The sequence below is a fragment of the Streptomyces sp. NPDC001606 genome, from assembly GCF_053596835.1.
In genome coordinates, this window is record NZ_JBSFHC010000003.1 from 246,767 (window position 1) to 263,594 (window position 16,828).

The window sequence follows — 16,828 nt, forward strand, 5'->3', positions numbered from 1 at the left end:
TGCAGCGATACGTATAGTCATGCCATCCAGAGGAGGGTGGACATGGCGGTACGTGCGGCGGTGGCCGGGGCGAGCGGATACGCGGGCGGAGAGGTCCTGCGTCTGCTCCTCGCGCACCCCGAGGTCGAGATCGGTGCCCTGACCGGCAACACCAACGCCGGCCAGCGGCTCGGCGCGCTCCAGCCGCACCTGCTGCCGCTGGCCGACCGGCTGCTGACCGAGACCACGGCCGAGGCGCTCGCCGGGCACGACGTGGTCTTCCTCGCGCTGCCCCACGGGCAGTCCGCCGCCGTGGCCGAGCAGCTCGGCCCGGACGTCCTCGTGATCGACATGGGCGCCGACTTCCGGCTGAAGGACCCGGCCGACTGGGAGAAGTTCTACGGCTCCCCGCACGCCGGCACCTGGCCCTACGGCCTCCCCGAACTTCCGGGTGCCCGCACCGCGCTGGAGGGGTCCAAGCGCATCGCGGTACCCGGTTGCTACCCCACCGCCGTCACCCTCGCCCTGTACCCCGCCTACGCGGCCGGACTCGCGGAGCCGGAGGCGGTGATCGTCGCCGCGTCCGGCACCTCCGGCGCCGGCAAGGCACCCAAGCCGCACCTGCTCGGCAGCGAGGTCATGGGCTCCATGTCGCCGTACGGCGTCGGCGGCGGCCACCGGCACACCCCCGAGATGATCCAGAACCTCAGCGGGGCGGCCGGGCAGCGGGTCGCCGTCTCCTTCACGCCGACCCTGGCGCCGATGCCCCGCGGAATCCTGGCCACCTGTAACGCCAAGGCCGTCCCCGGGGTGACGGGGGAGTCGCTGCGCGCCGCCTACCAGAAGGCCTACGCCGACGAGCCCTTCGTGCACCTGCTCCCCGAGGGCCAGTGGCCGGCGACCGCGTCCGTGTACGGCTCCAACGCCGTCCAGGTGCAGGTCGCGTACGACGGGTCCACCGACCGCATCATCGTGATCAGCGCCATCGACAACCTGACCAAGGGCACCGCGGGCGGTGCCGTACAGAGCATGAACATCGCCTTGGGGCTTGATGAGAGCACCGGGCTTTCGACGATCGGAGTCGCACCGTGAGCGTCACGGCAGCCAAGGGATTCGCGGCGGCGGGTATCGCCGCCGGGATCAAGGAGAACGGCAATCCCGACCTGGCCCTCGTGGTCAACAACGGGCCACGCCGTGCCGCCGCGGGCGTCTTCACCTCCAACCGTGTGAAGGCCGCGCCGGTGCTATGGTCCGAGCAGGTCCTCAAGAGCGGCCAGGTCTCCGCCGTCGTCCTCAACTCCGGCGGCGCCAACGCCTGCACGGGCCCCCAGGGCTTCCAGGACACCCACGCCACCGCCGAGAAGGTCGCCGAGGTGCTGGGCCGGGGCGCCATCGAGGTGGCCGTCTGCTCCACCGGTCTCATCGGCGTCCTGCTCCCCATGGACAAGGTCCTCACCGGCGTCGAGACGGCCGCCGCCCAGCTGTCCGAGCACGGCGGCGAGAAGGCCGCCATCGCCATCAAGACCACCGACACCGTGCACAAGACGTCCGTCGTCACCAAGGACGGCTGGACCGTCGGCGGCATGGCCAAGGGCGCCGGCATGCTCGCCCCCGGCCTCGCCACCATGCTGGTCGTCCTCACCACCGACGCCGACCTCGACGGCGAGACCCTGGACCGGGCCCTGCGCGCCGCGACCAGGGTCACCTTCGACCGGGTCGACTCCGACGGCTGCATGTCCACCAACGACACCGTCCTCCTGCTCTCCTCCGGCGCCTCCGGCATCACCCCCGAGTACAGCGAGTTCGCCGAGGCCGTACGCGAGGTCTGCGCCGACCTCGGCCGCCAGCTGATCGGCGACGCCGAGGGCGCCAGCAAGGACATCAAGGTCGAGGTGGTGGGCGCGGCCAGCGAGGAGGACGCCGTCGAGGTGGGCCGCTCCATCGCCCGCAACAACCTCCTCAAGTGCGCGATCCACGGCGAGGACCCCAACTGGGGCCGGGTGCTGTCCGCCATCGGCACCACCTCCGCCGCCTTCGAGCCGGACCAGCTCAACGTGGCCATCAACGGCGTCTGGGTGTGCAAGAACGGCTCCGTCGGCGAGGACCGCGAGCTGGTCGACATGCGCTACCGCGAGGTGCACATCGTCGCCGACCTGGCCGCGGGCACCGAGACCGCGACCATCTGGACCAACGACCTGACCGCCGACTACGTCCACGAGAACAGCGCCTACTCGTCATGAGCACTCGGAAGCACACGGCCCTGCCGAAAGCGCAGATCCTCATCGAGGCGCTGCCCTGGCTGACCCGGCACCACGGCAAGATCGTCGTCATCAAGTTCGGCGGCAACGCCATGGTGAACGAGGAACTGAAGGCCGCCTTCGCCCAGGACGTCGTCTTCCTGCGGCACGCCGGCCTCAAGCCGGTCGTCGTCCACGGCGGCGGCCCGCAGATCAGCGCCGCCCTCGACAAGCACGGCATCGTCAGCGAGTTCAAGGCGGGCCTGCGCGTCACCACCGAGGACGCCATGGACGTCGTACGGATGGTGCTGGCCGGACAGGTCCAGCGCGAACTGGTCGGCCTGCTCAACCAGCACGGCCCGCTCGCCGTCGGTCTGACCGGCGAGGACGCGCACACCATCACCGCCGTCAAGCACCAGCCGGAGATCGACGGCGAACTGGTCGACATCGGCCGGGTCGGCGAGATCACCGGCATCGACACCGGCGCGATCGAGGCGCTGCTGGCCGACGGCCGGATCCCGGTCGTCTCCTCGATCGCCCGCTCCGAGGACGACCACCATGTCTACAACGTCAATGCTGATACGGCGGCTGCGGCACTCGCTGCGGCACTGGGCGCCGAGACCCTCATGGTCCTCACCGACGTCGAGGGCCTCTACGAGGACTGGCCGAACTCCGACGAGGTGATCAGCCGTCTCACCGCCTCCCAGCTGGAGAAGCTGCTGCCGGAGCTCAGCGCCGGCATGGTGCCGAAGATGGAGGGCTGCCTGCACGCCGTGCGCAACGGCGTGACCACCGCCCGGGTCATCGACGGCCGGGTCCAGCACTCGATCCTGCTGGAGATCTTCACCGACGAGGGCATCGGCACCATGGTCGTGCCCGACGAGCACAAGGGGGACGCGCAGTGACGGGCAACCAGGAGCTGACCCAGCGGTGGCAGGGCTCGCTCATGAACAACTACGGCACCCCGCGGCTGCCCCTGATGCGCGGTGAGGGCACGAAGCTGTGGGACGCCGACGGCCGCGTCTACCTCGACTTCGTCGGCGGTATCGCCACCAACGCCCTCGGCCACGCCCACCCGGCGATCGTCGAGGCCGTCGGCAGGCAGATCGGCTCCCTCGGCCATGTCTCCAACCTCTTCATGGCCGAGCCCACCATCGCCCTCGCCGAGCGGCTGCTGACGCTCTTCGGCCGCGAGGGCCGGGTCTTCTTCTGCAACTCCGGCGCCGAGGCCAACGAGGCCGCCTTCAAGATCGGCCGGCTGACCGGGCGCACCCATATGGTCGCCACCAGCGGCGGCTTCCACGGCCGGACCATGGGCGCCCTCGCGCTCACCGGCCAGCCCGGCAAGCAGGAGCCCTTCCTGCCGCTGCCCGGCGACGTCACCCACGTCCCCTACGGCGACGCCCAGGCCCTGGCCGCCGCCGTCACCGAGGACACCGCCCTCGTCATCATCGAACCCGTCCAGGGCGAGAACGGCGTCGTCGTCCCGCCCGCCGGCTACCTCAAGGCCGCCCGCGCGATCACCGCCGCCACCGGTGCCCTGCTGGTCCTGGACGAGGTGCAGACCGGCATCGGCCGCACCGGCACCTGGTTCGAGTACCAGGCCCACGAGGGCGTCCTGCCCGACGTCGTCACCCTCGCCAAGCAACTCGGCGGCGGACTCCCGCTCGGTGCGACCGTCGCCTTCGGCCGCGCCGCCGAGCTGCTCCAGCCCGGCCAGCACGGGACCACCTTCGGCGGCAACCCGGTCGCCTGCGCGGCCGGCCTGGCGGTGCTCGACACGATCGCGGCCGAGGGACTGCTGGAGAACGTCAAGCGGCAGGGCGAGAAGCTCCGCCAGGGAATCGAGGCCCTGGGCCACCCGCTGATCGATCACGTCCGTGGTGCCGGCCTGCTCCTGGGTATCGTGCTCACCGGGCCGTACGCAGCGCAGGTGCAGCAGACGGCCCAGGAGGCCGGGTTCCTGGTGAACGCGCCCGCCCCCGACGTCGTGCGGCTCATGCCGCCGCTGAACCTCCGCGACGACGAGACGGGCGCGCTGCTCCAGGCACTGCCCGGCATCCTCGACGCAGCGAACCCGGTGGACGGGGACGGACGATCCGGAGAATGAGACGACGATGAGCCAGGCGCAGGACCAGGAGCAGGCGGCGGGGGCCGGACCGGCCGTACCGCAGACCCGCACCGCACGGCACCGCCGGATCGTGGACATCCTCAACCGGCAGCCGGTGCGCTCGCAGAGCCAGCTGGCCAAGCTGCTCGCCGACGACGGGCTGAGCGTCACCCAGGCGACGCTCTCCCGGGACCTCGACGAGCTGAACGCGGTCAAGATCCGCAACAACGACGGCGACCTGATCTACGCGGTGCCGAGCGAGGGCGGTTTCCGCACCCCGCGCGCTCCGCTGGGCGAGTCGGCGAAGGAGGAGCGGATGCGGCGCCTGTCGCAGGAGCTGCTGATCTCCGCGGAGGCCTCCGCCAACCTCGTGGTCCTGCGCACCCCGCCGGGCGCGGCCCAGTTCCTGGCCTCGGCCATCGACCAGGCCGAGCTGCACGACATCCTCGGCACCATCGCCGGTGACGACACCCTGCTGCTGATCAGCCGGAACCCGACCGGCGGCCAGGCGCTGGCGGACCATCTGCTGCGCCTCGCGCAGAACGGGCACTGACCGGCACCGGCACACCCTGCGGGGTCCCGCCCGGCGGCGGACGATGAAGAGGTGGTCCTCCGTCGCCGGCGGGCAATCCCCGGGCGGCCGCCGGCCGTATACACAGATGTGTCGGGTTTCCGGTTCCCCGTGGGCCGTCTCCCGGACGAGGCGCTGCTGTCCGGGCTGGCCACCGGCGATCCCGAACTCGCCGTCGTCTTCGTCCGCCGCTTCCAGCACCGGGTCTTCGGCGTCGCCATGGCCGTCACCGGGGACCAGCAGCTCGCCGAGGACGTCGCCCAGCTGACCTTCGAGCGCGCCTGGCGGCACGCGCAGATCTACGACTCGCGCCGTGGCTCGGTCACCACCTGGCTGACGACCATCGCGCACAACCTCGCCGTCGACGCCGTCCGGGCCCGGCGGACGGAGCCCATGGCCCCCGAGGACATCGACGCCCTCCTCGGTGTCGTCACCGAGACACCCGAGCAGTGGGCCCTGGCCGACGAGGCCTCCACCCAGCTGCGCGCCGCCGTGTCCCGGCTGCCCCGGGAACAGGCCCGAGCCCTGACCATGGCCGGCGTCTACGGCATGACGGCCCAACAGATCGCCGACGCGGAGCACATCCCGCTGGGCACCGCCAAGACACGGATCAGGGCGGCCATGGCCAAACTGCGCGGTACCGTCGCGCCGTCCGAGCGAGGCGACCATGACCAGTGAACCGAACTGCGGCAGACTGCGGGAGATCGGCGCCGAGCTGGCGCTGGGCGTACTGCCGGGCCGCGAGCGGGCCGAGGCGGTCGCCCATCTGGACCGGTGCGCGGACTGCCGGGAGTACGTACGGCAGCTGACCCTGGTCGGCGACCGGCTGATCGGCCTGCTGCCGGACGCCGAGCCGCCGCTCGGCTTCGAGACCCGGGTGGCCCGCAGGCTGGCGGCGAGCACCGGCCGGGCGCCCGGCCGGCGCTTCTCCGGCCGCACCCGCCGCCTCCGGCTGCGGGTCGCGGCCGCCGGGGCCGCGCTGACGGCCGCCGTCGGGTTCACCGGCTGGGCGGTCGGCACCGCCGTCCAGGACCTCACCGCCGCCCCCTCCGCCGCCGTCGAGTCCGAGCCCATGCTGGTCGGGGACATGACCGCGAGCGGCCGCGCCGGCCGGCCGGCCGGCGAGGTCTACGCCCGCCCCGGCCACCCCGGCTGGATCTTCCTGTCCGTCGCTCTCACCGGCCCGCACGCCCGCTACTCCGGGCCGGTCACCTGTGTCCTGGTGCGCCCCGACGGCACGGCCGTCCGCCTCGGCGCCTTCGCCCTGCACGACGGGCACGGCGACTGGGGCGCGACGGCGGCCGTCGACCCCGCCGCCGTCTCCGGTGCCCGCCTGCTCACCCCGGACGGCACGGTCCTCGCCACCGCCCACCTCGGCACCGGCCGCGTGGTGGCACCCGAGCAATGAGGTGCAGGTTCACAGGGGACCGGGCTTCGATACGGACGCCTCCAGGGCGGTGGTGAGTTCGGCGACCGTGGGGCGGGCGGCGGGGTCGGGCCGCAGACAGGCGTCGACCGCCTCCGCGAGCGGGCGGGGCAGCCGCCGCCGGGACGCGACCGGAGGGGCGCTCCGCACCGTCTGCGGACACCGGTCCGGCCCGGTGCCCGTGCCGGTCCCCGTGCGGTCGAACGGCGGCTCCCCGCAGGCGACCTCGAACAGCGTGATACCGACGCCCCACACATCGGCGGCGGCCGTGAGCGGCCCCTCGCGGGCCTGCTCCGGAGCCAGATAGCAGGCGGTGCCGAGGCCGGCGGGGGCGGGCCCGGGCGGCCGCGCCACACTCAGGTCCAGCACCTTCGCATGGCCGCGCTCCACCACCACGTTGGACGGCTTGAGATCCAGATGCAGCAGACCCCGGCCGTGCAGATAGTGGACCGCCGAGCACAACTGCACCCCGAGCAGCGCCACATCACCGGCGGCCGGCCGGTGCCGCAGCCGGCGCACCAGATGCGCGAGCGTCTCCCCGGTGAGCGTCTCCAGGACGACCAGCGGCTCCGGCGCGGCGAAGGTGTCGTAACCGCGCACCAGATGCGGATGGGTGAACTCCCGCAGCCACCGGCCCTCCCGCAGCAGCCGCTCACCGAGCCGCCGCTCGCCCCGCCGGTCCGGGCGCACCGCCTTGAGCACACACCGGCAGGCCCGTTCCGCGCTCCAGGCGTCGTAGACGTCGAGCCAGCCGGTGCGCACCAGATGGCCGAGGACCGTGTAGCCCGGCACCGGTTCGGTGCCCGCCGCCCAGGGCGCGGGGCCGCTCACGACAGCACCGCGCCCGCGTTCAGCCGGTGCAGCCGGGCGTAGGGTCCCGCCCTGCCGAGCAGTTCCGCAGGCGCGCCGTCCTCCACCACCCGGCCGTGATCGAGCACCACGATCCGCGTGGCGTCCCGCACGGTCAGCAGGTTGTGCGAGATCACCACGGTGGTCCGCCCGGCCATGAGCCGGCGCAACGGCTCCATGATCCGCCGCCCCGACCGCACGTCCAGCCCGGTGGTCGGCTCGTCCAGCAGCAGCACCGGGGCGTCCCGGATCATCGCCCGCGCGATCGCCAGCCGCTGGCACTGTCCGCCCGACAGGGTGCGGCCGCGCTGGCCGACGAGGGTGTCGTAGCCCTCCGGGAGCCGCTCGATGAACTCGGCCGCGTCCGCGGCCCGCGCCGCCGCCACGATGTCCGCGTCACTCGCCCCCGGCCGCCCGTAGGCGATGTTCTCCCGCACGGTGCCATGGAAGACGAGCGTCTCCTGGAGCACCACCGCGATGCCCTCCCGCACCTCGGCGAGCCGCAGGTCCCGCAGATCGATGCCGTCCAGCCGGACCGCTCCCCGCTCCGGGTCGTAGAACCGCAGCTGGAGCCGGGCGACCGTCGACTTGCCGGCCCCGCTCGCCCCGACCAGCGCGAGTGTCTCCCCGGGCGCCACCCGGAACGACACGTCCGACAGCGCCCAGGACCCGCTGCCGGGGTAGCGGAACCACACGCCGTCGAACTCCACCTCCCCCCGCACCCGGCCCAGCCGTCGGGGATGGTCCGCCTCCACGACCTGCGGCCGCTGGTCCAGCAGCTCGATGATCCGCTCCGCCGAGGCGGAGGCGCCGTAGAAGGCGGTGCCGAGCCGGGACAGGTCGCGCACCGGGCCGTAGAGCTTGCCGATCAGCGCCAGGAAGACCAGCAGACCGCCCAGCGTCAGCTGGCCCTGGGACAGCTTCCAGGTGCCGAGGCCCATCACCGCGAGGCCCCCGCACACCTCGATCAGCTCCACCACGGGCCGGTACAGGGCACGCACCCGCGCCGCGGCCAGCGCCGCCCGGAACCGGCCCGCGCTCTCCCGCGCGAAGCGGCGCTCCTCCCAGCTCTGCCGGTTGTACGCCTGCACCAGCGCGACATTGCCGAGCGACTCCTCCACGATCGCGCTGATCGAACCGGTGCGCCGCCGGCGCTCCCGGGAGGCGTCCTTGACCAGCCGGGAGAAGTGCCGCGCGGCCCCCCAGAACAGCGGCACGATGACCAGGGCCAGCAGCGTCAGGTCCCAGCGCAGATAGAACAGCAGGCCCAGGAAGACACCCAGCCGGATCACGTAGTACAGGGCGTCGGCGACCCCCGAGAGCAGGAACGTCTCGACCGCGTCGACATCGCCGGTGATCCGGGACAGCACGTCTCCGAGGCGGCGCCGTTCGAAGAAGCCCAGGGACAGGCCCTGGACATGGCGGAAGACGTCCGCGCGCAGGGCGAGCAGGAAGCGCTCGCCGACCCAGGTGGACGTCATGTCGTCGGCGAACCCCAGCACACCGGAGCACAGCACCAGCCCCACGTAGGCCGGTGCGATCCAGCGGAAGGGGCTCAGGTCGTGGGGGACCAGCACCTGGTCCACGACCGTCTTGAAGAGCCACAGCTCGGCGGCGTCGACGGCGGGGGCGGTCAGACCGAGCAGCAGCACGGGCAGCAGCCAGCGCCGGCCGCCGCGCGTGTAGGGCCAGAACCGCCGGAACACCTCACGCGGCGACACCTGGGGCGCGGCGGGGACGACGGCAGGAGCGGACCGGGGCGGTCGGTCCCCGGTCCGCTCGGCCCTCATCGGTGGTCACCACCGGTGGCCGGAGTGGTCGTCGGTACGACGGTCACGATGCCGCCTGCGGAACATCGTGGTGTCGTCGTGGTGCGAGGTCGTGTCCCTCCTGTCCTTGTCGTGACCGCGGTCGGCGGGCATGAGCCTGCTGAAGATCGCCATGGGGTTCCTCCCAGAACATCCGGTATGGGGGATACGTTTCAGAACCGGAATCGGATGGCGTCCCCGGCGTTCCGCAGCGTGCCTTCCGGAAGGTCAGCCGAGCCGCGCGGCCAGCCCCCCGGTGCAGCGCACCTCGTCGCCCGCCGTGATCAGCAGCCCCTCCACCTCCGGCAGCGACTCCAGCCAGGCCAGACCCGCCCGCGAGCCCATCGCGAAGGCCGCCGTGGCCCAGCAGTCCACCCAGGTCAGCCGGGGGCCCACCACGGTCACGGCCACCAGGTCCGTCACCGCCGGCCGGCCGGTGCGCGGATCGACGATGTGCGCGCCCCGCTCGGCCGTGCCGGACGTCGCGACGGACAGCTCGTCCAGCCCCGCACTGGAGATCACCGCCGCCAGCCCGCCCGGCCGGAGCGGGTCCGCGATCCCCACCCGCCACGGCCGCCCGGGCTCCGGCGTACCGAACATCTGCACGTCGCCGCCCCCGTTGACGCTGACCCCACGCACCCCGGGCACCTCCGCCAGCAGCCGCGCCGCCCGTTCCGCCGCCCAGCCCTTGACGATGCCGGTGGGGTCCAGCGCGCCCCGGTATCGGGTGCTGAACCAGCCGTCGCTCACCCGCTCCGCCTCGTCCGCCAGCCGCAGCACCTCGGCCACCTCGGGCGCGCACTCCGCGGTCTCCAGCTCGCCCCGGGCCAGCCGCGACACCTCGCTGTCCGCGCGATAGGTGCTGAAGATGCCGTCCGCCCGGTGCAGCCCGGCCACGGCCGTGCCGAGCGCCGCCCGCACCGCACCGGGTTCCCCGCCGCGGACGTCGAAGGAGAAGACCGTCCCCATGACCTCCTCCGCATGACGCACCGCGGCGGGAGCCTGTGCCGACCCGCCCACCGGATCAGCCACCCGCCTGGTCCAGCGCCGATTGCAGCGACTGCCGGTAACCGGTGCTGGTGTAGGTCGCACCGGAGACGGCGTCGATGCGGGCGTTCCCGGCCATCACGGCCTCCTGGTTCAGTTTGGGTACGGCGAGTGCGGTCTTCTGGTCGCTGAGGCCGCCCTTGGGTGCCTGGACGGCCTCGGCTTTGGTGATCTTGCCGCCGTTGACGGTGATCCGCACCTGGACCGGGCCGTACTGGGTCTGCTCGACGCGGCCGGTGATCGTGCGGGAGGTGGAGGAGCCGGCGGGTGGTAGCTGGTCCAGTGCCGACTGGAGGGACTGTTTGTAGCCGGTGCTGGTGTAGGTGGCTCCGGAGACGGCGTCGATGCGCGCGCTCTGCGCTGCCACGGCCTCCTGGTTCAGTTTGGGTACGGCGAGTGCGGTCTTCTGGTCGCTGAGGCCGCCCTTGGGTGCCTGGACGGCCTCGGCTTTGGTGATCTTGCCGCTATTGACGGTGATCCGCACCTGGACCGGGCCGTACTGGGTCTGCTCGACGCGGCCGGTGATCGTGCGGGAGGTGGAGGAGCCGGCGGGTGGTAGCTGGTCCAGTGCCGACTGGAGGGACTGTTTGTAGCCGGTGCTGGTGTAGGTGGCTCCGGACACCGAGTCGATACGCGCGCTCTGCGCCGCCACGGCCTCCTGGCCGAGCTTGGGTACGGCCAGTGCGGTTTTCTGGTCGCTGAGGCCGCCCTTGGGTGCCTGGACGGCCTCGGCTTTGGTGATCTTGCCGTCGTTGACGGTGATCCGCACCTGGACCGGGCCGTACTGGGTCTGCACCACCCGCCCGCTGACCGTGCCCGTACCGCCCTGCGGTGACTGCCGTCCCGCCGCCGTCTGCTGCGGGGCGGCGCCCGCCGCCGACGCCGCGGACGGGTCGGACGCCGGCTTGAACGCCAGCAGCAGCACGACACCGGACACGGTCGCGGCGGTGGCCAGCACGACCCGCCGGACGGGGTGGTTCTTCCTCATCGTTCTCCCAGCTCCGCTCACATCTCGAACGACTCGTGATGGATGCGGCGGGCGGGAACCCCCGCACCGCGCAGTGCCTCGTACACCGACTGTGCGAACCCGGGCGGGCCGCACATGAACACGTCGTGCCGGTCGACGTCCGGGATCTTCCGCTGGAGGTTCTCCGCGGAGATGTCCGGACGCTCACCGTCCGGGCTGTTCACCGCGTACATCAGCCGGGCGCCCCGCTCCTCGGCGATCGCCGCCAGCTCGTCCCACAGCGCCAGATCCTGGGTGGTGTTGGCCCGGTAGAGCAGGGTGATGTCCCCGGCCGCGCCGGGCAGCGTCTCGAACAGGGCGCGCATCGGCGTGATGCCGACTCCGCCGGCGATCAGCAGCACCTTGCCCCGGCTGCGGCGCTGCGCGGTCAGCGCGCCGTACGGCCCCTCCGCCCACACCCGGGTGCCCGGCGTCAGCTCGCGCAGCCGCTCGCTGTGGTCGCCGATCGCCTTCACCGTGATCCGCAGCATGCCCGGGCGGGGCGCTGCCGACAGCGAGTACGGGTGCGAGCTGAACCGCATGCCCGGCGCGAGGAACCGCCAGCGGAAGAACTGGCCCGCCTCCGCGCCCATCCGGTGCAGCCGCCGGCCGCCGATCAGCACCGACACGATGCCCGGCGCCTCCTCGACGACCGCCTCGACCCGCATCCGGTGCCGGAAGTTGAGCCGGACCGGGGTGAGGATCCGGTACCAGAGCACCAGCGCGGTGACGGCGCCGTACAGGCCGTACCAGAAGGTCTTCGCGGCAGGCGTCACCGCGAAGTCGTTGCCGGTGGTGATCTGGTGCCAGAACGTCAGGAACACCGCCGCGTAGGTCAGCAGATGCACGTGGTACCAGGTGTCGTACGGCAGCCTGCGGCGGATCCCGCCGATCGAGCTGAGCCCGATCAGCAGGAACAGTCCGGTGCCGACGGCCGCCTTGCCCATGTCGGGCAGCTGCTCCACCGAGTCGACCGTCTGCTGCACGATGTCGCCGAGCGACCTGCCCGCCTGGAGCGCGTACCCCCACATGGTGAGGAAGACATGCGCGGCGATCAGACAGAGCGTGTAGCGGCCGCTCATCGCGTGCCAGCGGGCCACCCGGTCGGAGCCGACCCGCCGCTCCAGCGCCGGGACGCGGGCCATCTGGAGCACGACCAGCGCCAGCAGATAGCCGGCCAGCAGCCCGGTGATCCGGCCCGCGTTGAGGATCCGGCCGGTGTCGTCGGCGACGGACGGCGTGTCCTGCCACCAGAGCCACAGCACGGCCGCCGCGCCCGCCCAGACGGCGAGCAGCAGGGGGACGGCCGGCGAGCGGCGCGGGCGGATGCGCCGCATCGTCTGTCGGCGGGCGGCACGGCCGCCTGCGAGCGTGGTGGACACGGCTCCTCCGTGGTTCCTCCGTAGGGGACTTGACCCTCGGCCCACAGATACGTGCCGGATACGCCCGGTGTTCAGCGGCCCCGCCTCACAGACCGGCCGAGTCCAGCGCGGACTGGAGGGACTGCTTGTAGCCGGTGCTGGTGTAGGTGGCGCCGGACACCATGTCGATGTCCGCGCTCTGCGCGGCCAGCGCCTCCCGCCGCAGCTGCGGGATGGCGTAGCTGTTGATCTCCTGGTCGCGCGGGTTGTCCGACGGGTACCGCACCGCCGTCACCTCGGTGAGCCTGCCGCTCCTGATCGTCACGCGCACCTGGACCGGACCCCAGCGGGTCTGCACGGTGTCGCCGGTGACGGTCCCGGAAACGGTCGTGGAACCGGAACCGGAGCCGTCCTTCGACCCGCCGGAGGGGGCCGAACTGCTCGACACCGACGGCGACGTGCCCTCCGCCATCGCCGGCACCGGAGCCGTGTGCGGCTTCAGCGACAGCAGCAGCACCATCCCGGACACCGTGGCGGCACTCGCCAGCACGATCCGGCGCAGCGGGCGGTTCTTCCTCAAGGCGTGCACGTGTCTGCCTCCCGGCTCTCAGAACTCGAACGACTCGTGGTGGATACGGCGGTCCGGCACCCCGGCCGCCCGCAGCGCCTCGTACACGTCCCGCGCGAAGCCGTGCGGCCCGCAGATGTACACGTCATGACCGGCGAGGCCCGGGAAGCTCGCGCGCAGCGACTCCGCGGTGAAGGCCGGCCGCCGCCCGCCGGGCCCGTTGAGCGCGTACAGCACCCGCGCCCCGCGCCACCGGGCGATCGCCTCCAGCTCCCCGCCCAGCGCCAGATCCTCCGCGGACCGCGCCCGGTACAGCAGCGTGACCTCGCCCGGCAGCGTCTCGAACAGCGCCCGCAGCGGGGTGACACCGACACCGGCCGCGATCAGCAGCGAGCGGTGGCCGGTGGCCCGGTCCGCGGTGAGCGAGCCGTACGGCCCCTCCGCCCACACCCGGGTGCCCGGCCGCAGCAGCACCACCGCCGCACTGTGGTCGCCGAGCGCCTTCACGGTGATCCGCAAGCGGTCCTGGCGGGGCGGCGCGGACAGCGAGTACGGCGTCGACGTCCAGCCCATGCCCTCGCCGAGGAACCTCCAGCGGAAGAACTGGCCGGGCCGCGCGCCCAGCTCCGCCAGGTGCCGGCCGCGCACGACGACCGAGTACACCCCCGGCGCCTCCGGCTGCACCGACTCCACCCGCAGCCGGTGCCGCCGGTTGAGCCGGACCGGCGCGAGGATCCGGAACCACAGCACCAGCGCCGCGACACCGCCGTACAGCGCGTACCAGGCGCCGGTGGCGAGCGGGTCGCCGGTGAAGTCGTCACCCAGCGACAGCTGGTGGAAGAAGGCCAGGAACACGGCCGCGTACGTCAGCAGATGGACGTAGTACCAGAACTCGTAGCTGGTGCGGCGGCGCGCGGCCCGTATCGAGGTGATGCCGACGGCGAACAGGATCACCGTGCCGGCGGTCGCCTTGAGCATGTCCGGGTAGTCCAGGACGACGGTCACCGTCTCGTGCCACAGCGACGCCCGGTCCTGCGCCGCGTACCCGGCGAGGATCAGCACGATGTGGGCGACGAGCAGGCTGATCGTGTACCGGCCGGCCATCGCGTGCCAGCGCGCCACCCGGTCCGAGCCCACCCGGGTCTCCAGCAGCGGAACCCGCGCCATCAGGCCGACCAGCACCGCGCAGGCGTATCCGCACAGCAGCCCGGCGATCCGCCCGGCGCCGGTCAGCCAGCCCGCGGTACCGACCACGGACCCGGTGTCCGACCACCACAGCGCCACCACGGCCGCCGCCCCCGCCCACAGCACGGCCAGCACCGCACCGGCGGGGGAGCGCCGTGCGGTCAGGGGCATGGGCGGGGCCGCCCGGCCGGTCCCGACGGTCGTCATGAGTGCCGTCCCTTCGTTCGTCCTGCCCGGCCACTGTGCGGGCCGAAGCTCTGAGGGACCTCTGAACACAGGCCCTGCGGGGCCCTTCCGAAGGAACTCTCAGGCTTTCCTCATCCAGGCCCCACGGGACGGGGGCGGTACTCAGAGAAAACTCAGAGGGGACGGGGTGGGATCCACCCCCGCGCACGAGCGATGCTGGTAGGCGCGATGAACACCACCCGTTCCGGCCGCCCGGCCCTCACCCGCCCCGACGGCACCGCGCTGCGCGTCCTCGTCGTCGACGACGACCCCGACCTCGCCGAGGTCCTCACCGGCGCCCTGCGCTACGAGGGCTGGGAGGTCCGCGCCGCCGCCGACGGCACCACGGCCCTCGCCGCCTTCCGCGAGCTGCTGCCCGACGCCGTCGTCCTCGACGTCATGCTCCCCGACACCGACGGCTTCGCCGTGCTGCGCCGGCTGCACGAGGTGAAACCCGACGTGTGCGTGCTCTTCCTCACCGCCCGGGACGCCGTCGAGGACCGTATCGCCGGCATCACGGCGGGCGGCGACGACTATGTCACCAAGCCCTTCAGCCTGGAGGAGGTCGTCGCCCGGCTGCGCGGACTGCTGCGCCGCGCCGGCATGGCCCGCCAGCAGGAGGAGGGCCCCCGGCTGGTCGTCGGCGACCTGATCATGGACGAGGAGGCCCGGGAGGTCACCCGCGCCGGTGAGCTGATCGAGCTGTCGCCGACCGAGTTCGAACTCCTCCGCTTCCTGATGCGCAACCCGCGCCGGGTGCTCAGCAAGACCCAGATCCTCGACCGCGTCTGGTCCTACGACTTCGGCGGCCGGGCCCATGTCGTGGAGCTGTACATCTCCTACCTGCGCAAGAAGATCGACGCGGGCCGCGAGCCCATGATCCACACGGTGCGCGGGGCGGGCTACGTCCTGAAACCGGTGACGGTGACCCCGTGAACCGGGTGCGCGCCGCCCTGCTCCGAGCCCGCCGGATGCCCCGCCCCCGCACCCTGCGCGCCCGGCTCACCGTCGGGCTGGTGGTGCTGCTCGCGGTGAGCTGCGCCGCCGTCGGCCTCGCCGCGGTCGTCGAGCTGAACGGCTTCCTCACCCAGCGCCTGGACGAACAGCTCACCCAGGTCGGCACCCGCTTCCCGGAGAGCCTGGAACACGGGGGCACCGTGCCGTCGGGAAAGCCCGACGACCACGACGGCGACGAGCACGCCGACACCCGCCGCATGGCCACCGGCACCTTCGGCGCCCGCCTGGTGCGGGGAACCGTCACCCACAAGGGGCTGATCCGCTCCGGCGACCCCGCCGCCGACCTCAACGTCGACCTCACGGCGGGCGACGCCCGGCGGCTGGCCGCGGTCCCCGCCGACGCCCGGCCGCACACCGTCGAACTCTCCTCCCTGGACGACTACCGCGTCATCGCCACCACCGGCCGGGACGGCGACGTCCTGATCGTCGGCCTCCCGCTGGAGCCCGTCCAGGCCACCGTGCACCGCCTGGAACTGGTCGCCGGGATCGTCTTCGGCCTCGCCCTCGTGGTGACCGGCGTGGCCGGCGCCTACTGGGTCCGCTGGTCCCTGCGCCCCCTGCGCCGGGTCACCGCCACCGCCACCCGGGTCAGCGAACTCCCGCTGGCCAGCGGCGAGGTCGCCCTGCCGCCGCGCGCCCCGGACGCCGACCCGCACAGCGAGGTCGGCCAGGTCGCCGCGGCCCTGGACCGCATGCTCGGCCATGTCGAGGACGCCCTGACCAAGCGGCACGCCAGCGAGGAGCGGCTGCGCCGGTTCGCCGCCGACGCCAGCCACGAGCTGCGCACCCCGGTCGCCTCCGTCCGCGGCCACGCCGAACTGGCCCTGCTCCACCCCGGCCCGGTGCCCCCGGAGGTCACCCGCGCCCTGGAGCGCATCAGCGCCGAGTCCGCCCGGATGGGCCTGATGGTCGACGACCTGCTGCTGCTCGCCCGGCTCGACGCGGGCCGCCCGCTGGAGCGCCGCCCGGTCGACCTCACCCACCTGGTCCTGGACGCGGTCACCGACGCCCGCGCGGCGGGCCCCGGGCACCGCTGGACCCTGGACCTCCCCGAGGAACCGGTCACGGTCACCGGCGACGCCCACCGCCTGCATCAGGTGCTGGCCAACCTGCTCGCCAACGCCCGCACCCACACACCCGCCGGTACGAAGGTCACGGTCACCCTGGAGACCCGGGACGACGCCACCGTCCTCTCCGTCCACGACGACGGACCCGGTGTCCCGCAGGACGTCCAGCCCGGTGTCTTCGAGCGCTTCACCCGCGCCGAACACCGCCGCCCCGCCGGCACCGGGGGCTCCGGCGCGGGCCTCGGCCTGTCCATCGTGGCGGCGGTGACACAGGCGCACGGCGGCACCGTGGACCTGGACAGCCACCCGGGCTCCACGACGTTCACGGTACGACTGCCCCGGCCGGCGGGCTGAGCAGCTCGCCCGGCACCG

The 16,828-nt window shown here is 73.0% G+C and carries 17 protein-coding genes; 9 read left to right on the forward strand and 8 right to left on the reverse strand.

Features of this window, described 5'->3' with window-relative positions; translation table 11 throughout:
* Nucleotides 1–42 precede the first annotated feature (42 nt).
* The 7 genes from argC (at nucleotide 43) to ACWCV9_RS08705 (ending at nucleotide 6,305) form a co-directional block, all read left to right on the forward strand.
* Nucleotides 43–1,071, forward strand: a complete 1,029-nt coding sequence (argC, locus tag ACWCV9_RS08675; RefSeq protein ID WP_450784969.1) for an N-acetyl-gamma-glutamyl-phosphate reductase — start codon at nucleotides 43–45, stop codon at nucleotides 1,069–1,071.
* Nucleotides 1,068–2,219 (forward strand): bifunctional glutamate N-acetyltransferase/amino-acid acetyltransferase ArgJ, encoded by a 1,152-nt coding sequence (gene argJ, locus ACWCV9_RS08680; RefSeq protein WP_450784971.1) that lies wholly within the window; start codon nucleotides 1,068–1,070, stop codon nucleotides 2,217–2,219. The genes argC and argJ overlap by 4 nt, the downstream gene beginning before the upstream one ends.
* Nucleotides 2,216–3,121, forward strand: coding sequence for an acetylglutamate kinase (gene argB / locus ACWCV9_RS08685; RefSeq protein ID WP_385844478.1), 906 nt, complete (start codon nucleotides 2,216–2,218; stop codon nucleotides 3,119–3,121). Before argJ ends, argB begins: the two co-directional genes overlap by 4 nt.
* Complete coding sequence (locus ACWCV9_RS08690; RefSeq protein ID WP_450784972.1) at nucleotides 3,118–4,326, forward strand: acetylornithine transaminase; 1,209 nt, start codon at nucleotides 3,118–3,120, stop codon at nucleotides 4,324–4,326. The genes argB and ACWCV9_RS08690 overlap by 4 nt, the downstream gene beginning before the upstream one ends.
* A 7-nt stretch (nucleotides 4,327–4,333) precedes the next feature.
* Nucleotides 4,334–4,879 carry an arginine repressor gene (locus ACWCV9_RS08695; RefSeq protein WP_385844476.1) on the forward strand — a complete coding sequence of 182 codons (546 nt, stop codon included), beginning with the start codon at nucleotides 4,334–4,336 and terminating at the stop codon, nucleotides 4,877–4,879.
* A gap of 108 nt (nucleotides 4,880–4,987) precedes the next feature.
* Nucleotides 4,988–5,575, forward strand: coding sequence for an RNA polymerase sigma factor (locus tag ACWCV9_RS08700; protein WP_450784974.1), 588 nt, complete (start codon nucleotides 4,988–4,990; stop codon nucleotides 5,573–5,575).
* Nucleotides 5,565–6,305, forward strand: coding sequence for a hypothetical protein (locus ACWCV9_RS08705; RefSeq protein WP_450784976.1), 741 nt, complete (start codon nucleotides 5,565–5,567; stop codon nucleotides 6,303–6,305). Before ACWCV9_RS08700 ends, ACWCV9_RS08705 begins: the two co-directional genes overlap by 11 nt.
* A gap of 9 nt (nucleotides 6,306–6,314) precedes the next feature.
* On the opposite strand, the gene ACWCV9_RS08710 is transcribed toward ACWCV9_RS08705, so the two are convergent.
* The 8 genes from ACWCV9_RS08710 to ACWCV9_RS08745 all read right to left on the reverse strand — a co-directional run bounded on the left by ACWCV9_RS08710 (nucleotide 6,315) and on the right by ACWCV9_RS08745 (nucleotide 14,354).
* The gene (locus ACWCV9_RS08710; RefSeq protein ID WP_450784978.1) at nucleotides 6,315–7,154 is read right to left on the reverse strand and encodes a serine/threonine-protein kinase; all 840 of its coding nucleotides are present in this window, start codon (nucleotides 7,152–7,154) and stop codon (nucleotides 6,315–6,317) included.
* Nucleotides 7,151–8,962 carry an ABC transporter ATP-binding protein gene (locus ACWCV9_RS08715; protein WP_450784979.1) on the reverse strand — a complete coding sequence of 604 codons (1,812 nt, stop codon included), beginning with the start codon at nucleotides 8,960–8,962 and terminating at the stop codon, nucleotides 7,151–7,153. The genes ACWCV9_RS08710 and ACWCV9_RS08715 overlap by 4 nt, the downstream gene beginning before the upstream one ends.
* Before the next feature lie 6 nt (nucleotides 8,963–8,968).
* Nucleotides 8,969–9,115 carry a hypothetical protein gene (locus tag ACWCV9_RS08720; protein ID WP_385844471.1) on the reverse strand — a complete coding sequence of 49 codons (147 nt, stop codon included), beginning with the start codon at nucleotides 9,113–9,115 and terminating at the stop codon, nucleotides 8,969–8,971.
* A 93-nt stretch (nucleotides 9,116–9,208) separates the two neighbouring features.
* The gene (locus tag ACWCV9_RS08725; protein ID WP_385844470.1) at nucleotides 9,209–9,949 is read right to left on the reverse strand and encodes an FAD:protein FMN transferase; all 741 of its coding nucleotides are present in this window, start codon (nucleotides 9,947–9,949) and stop codon (nucleotides 9,209–9,211) included.
* Nucleotides 9,950–10,004: 55 nt separating this feature from the next.
* Complete coding sequence (locus tag ACWCV9_RS08730) at nucleotides 10,005–11,015, reverse strand: FMN-binding protein (RefSeq protein WP_450784981.1); 1,011 nt, start codon at nucleotides 11,013–11,015, stop codon at nucleotides 10,005–10,007.
* A 17-nt stretch (nucleotides 11,016–11,032) separates the two neighbouring features.
* Nucleotides 11,033–12,415, reverse strand: a complete 1,383-nt coding sequence (locus ACWCV9_RS08735; RefSeq protein ID WP_450784983.1) for a ferredoxin reductase family protein — start codon at nucleotides 12,413–12,415, stop codon at nucleotides 11,033–11,035.
* Nucleotides 12,416–12,500: 85 nt separating this feature from the next.
* On the reverse strand, nucleotides 12,501–12,983 hold the full coding sequence (locus tag ACWCV9_RS08740) for an FMN-binding protein (RefSeq protein WP_450784985.1): 483 nt from the start codon (nucleotides 12,981–12,983) through the stop codon (nucleotides 12,501–12,503).
* An 18-nt stretch (nucleotides 12,984–13,001) separates the two neighbouring features.
* Nucleotides 13,002–14,354 carry a ferredoxin reductase family protein gene (locus tag ACWCV9_RS08745; RefSeq protein ID WP_450784987.1) on the reverse strand — a complete coding sequence of 451 codons (1,353 nt, stop codon included), beginning with the start codon at nucleotides 14,352–14,354 and terminating at the stop codon, nucleotides 13,002–13,004.
* A 207-nt stretch (nucleotides 14,355–14,561) separates the two neighbouring features.
* Between ACWCV9_RS08745 and ACWCV9_RS08750 the strand changes: the two genes are divergently transcribed.
* Nucleotides 14,562–15,308: a response regulator transcription factor gene (locus ACWCV9_RS08750; protein ID WP_450784988.1), complete on the forward strand. Its 747-nt coding sequence runs from the start codon at nucleotides 14,562–14,564 to the stop codon at nucleotides 15,306–15,308.
* A 35-nt stretch (nucleotides 15,309–15,343) separates the two neighbouring features.
* The gene (locus tag ACWCV9_RS08755; protein WP_450785241.1) at nucleotides 15,344–16,810 is read left to right on the forward strand and encodes a sensor histidine kinase; all 1,467 of its coding nucleotides are present in this window, start codon (nucleotides 15,344–15,346) and stop codon (nucleotides 16,808–16,810) included.
* The last annotated feature ends 18 nt before the right edge of the window (nucleotides 16,811–16,828 follow it).

What these genes read in the sequence shown, in the direction of transcription:
- ACWCV9_RS08715 (WP_450784979.1), bottom strand. Translation starts at nt 8,962, where the DNA reads ATGAGGGCCGAGCGGACCGGGGACCGACCGCCCCGGTCCGCTCCTGCC.
- ACWCV9_RS08725 (WP_385844470.1), bottom strand. Translation starts at nt 9,949, where the DNA reads ATGGGGACGGTCTTCTCCTTCGACGTCCGCGGCGGGGAACCCGGTGCG.
- ACWCV9_RS08750 (WP_450784988.1), top strand. Translation starts at nt 14,562, where the DNA reads ATGAACACCACCCGTTCCGGCCGCCCGGCCCTCACCCGCCCCGACGGC.
- argB (WP_385844478.1), top strand. Translation starts at nt 2,216, where the DNA reads ATGAGCACTCGGAAGCACACGGCCCTGCCGAAAGCGCAGATCCTCATC.
- ACWCV9_RS08755 (WP_450785241.1), top strand. Translation starts at nt 15,344, where the DNA reads ATGCCCCGCCCCCGCACCCTGCGCGCCCGGCTCACCGTCGGGCTGGTG.
- ACWCV9_RS08695 (WP_385844476.1), top strand. Translation starts at nt 4,334, where the DNA reads ATGAGCCAGGCGCAGGACCAGGAGCAGGCGGCGGGGGCCGGACCGGCC.
- ACWCV9_RS08745 (WP_450784987.1), bottom strand. Translation starts at nt 14,354, where the DNA reads ATGACGACCGTCGGGACCGGCCGGGCGGCCCCGCCCATGCCCCTGACC.
- argC (WP_450784969.1), top strand. Translation starts at nt 43, where the DNA reads ATGGCGGTACGTGCGGCGGTGGCCGGGGCGAGCGGATACGCGGGCGGA.
- ACWCV9_RS08705 (WP_450784976.1), top strand. Translation starts at nt 5,565, where the DNA reads ATGACCAGTGAACCGAACTGCGGCAGACTGCGGGAGATCGGCGCCGAG.
- ACWCV9_RS08720 (WP_385844471.1), bottom strand. Translation starts at nt 9,115, where the DNA reads ATGGCGATCTTCAGCAGGCTCATGCCCGCCGACCGCGGTCACGACAAG.
- ACWCV9_RS08730 (WP_450784981.1), bottom strand. Translation starts at nt 11,015, where the DNA reads ATGAGGAAGAACCACCCCGTCCGGCGGGTCGTGCTGGCCACCGCCGCG.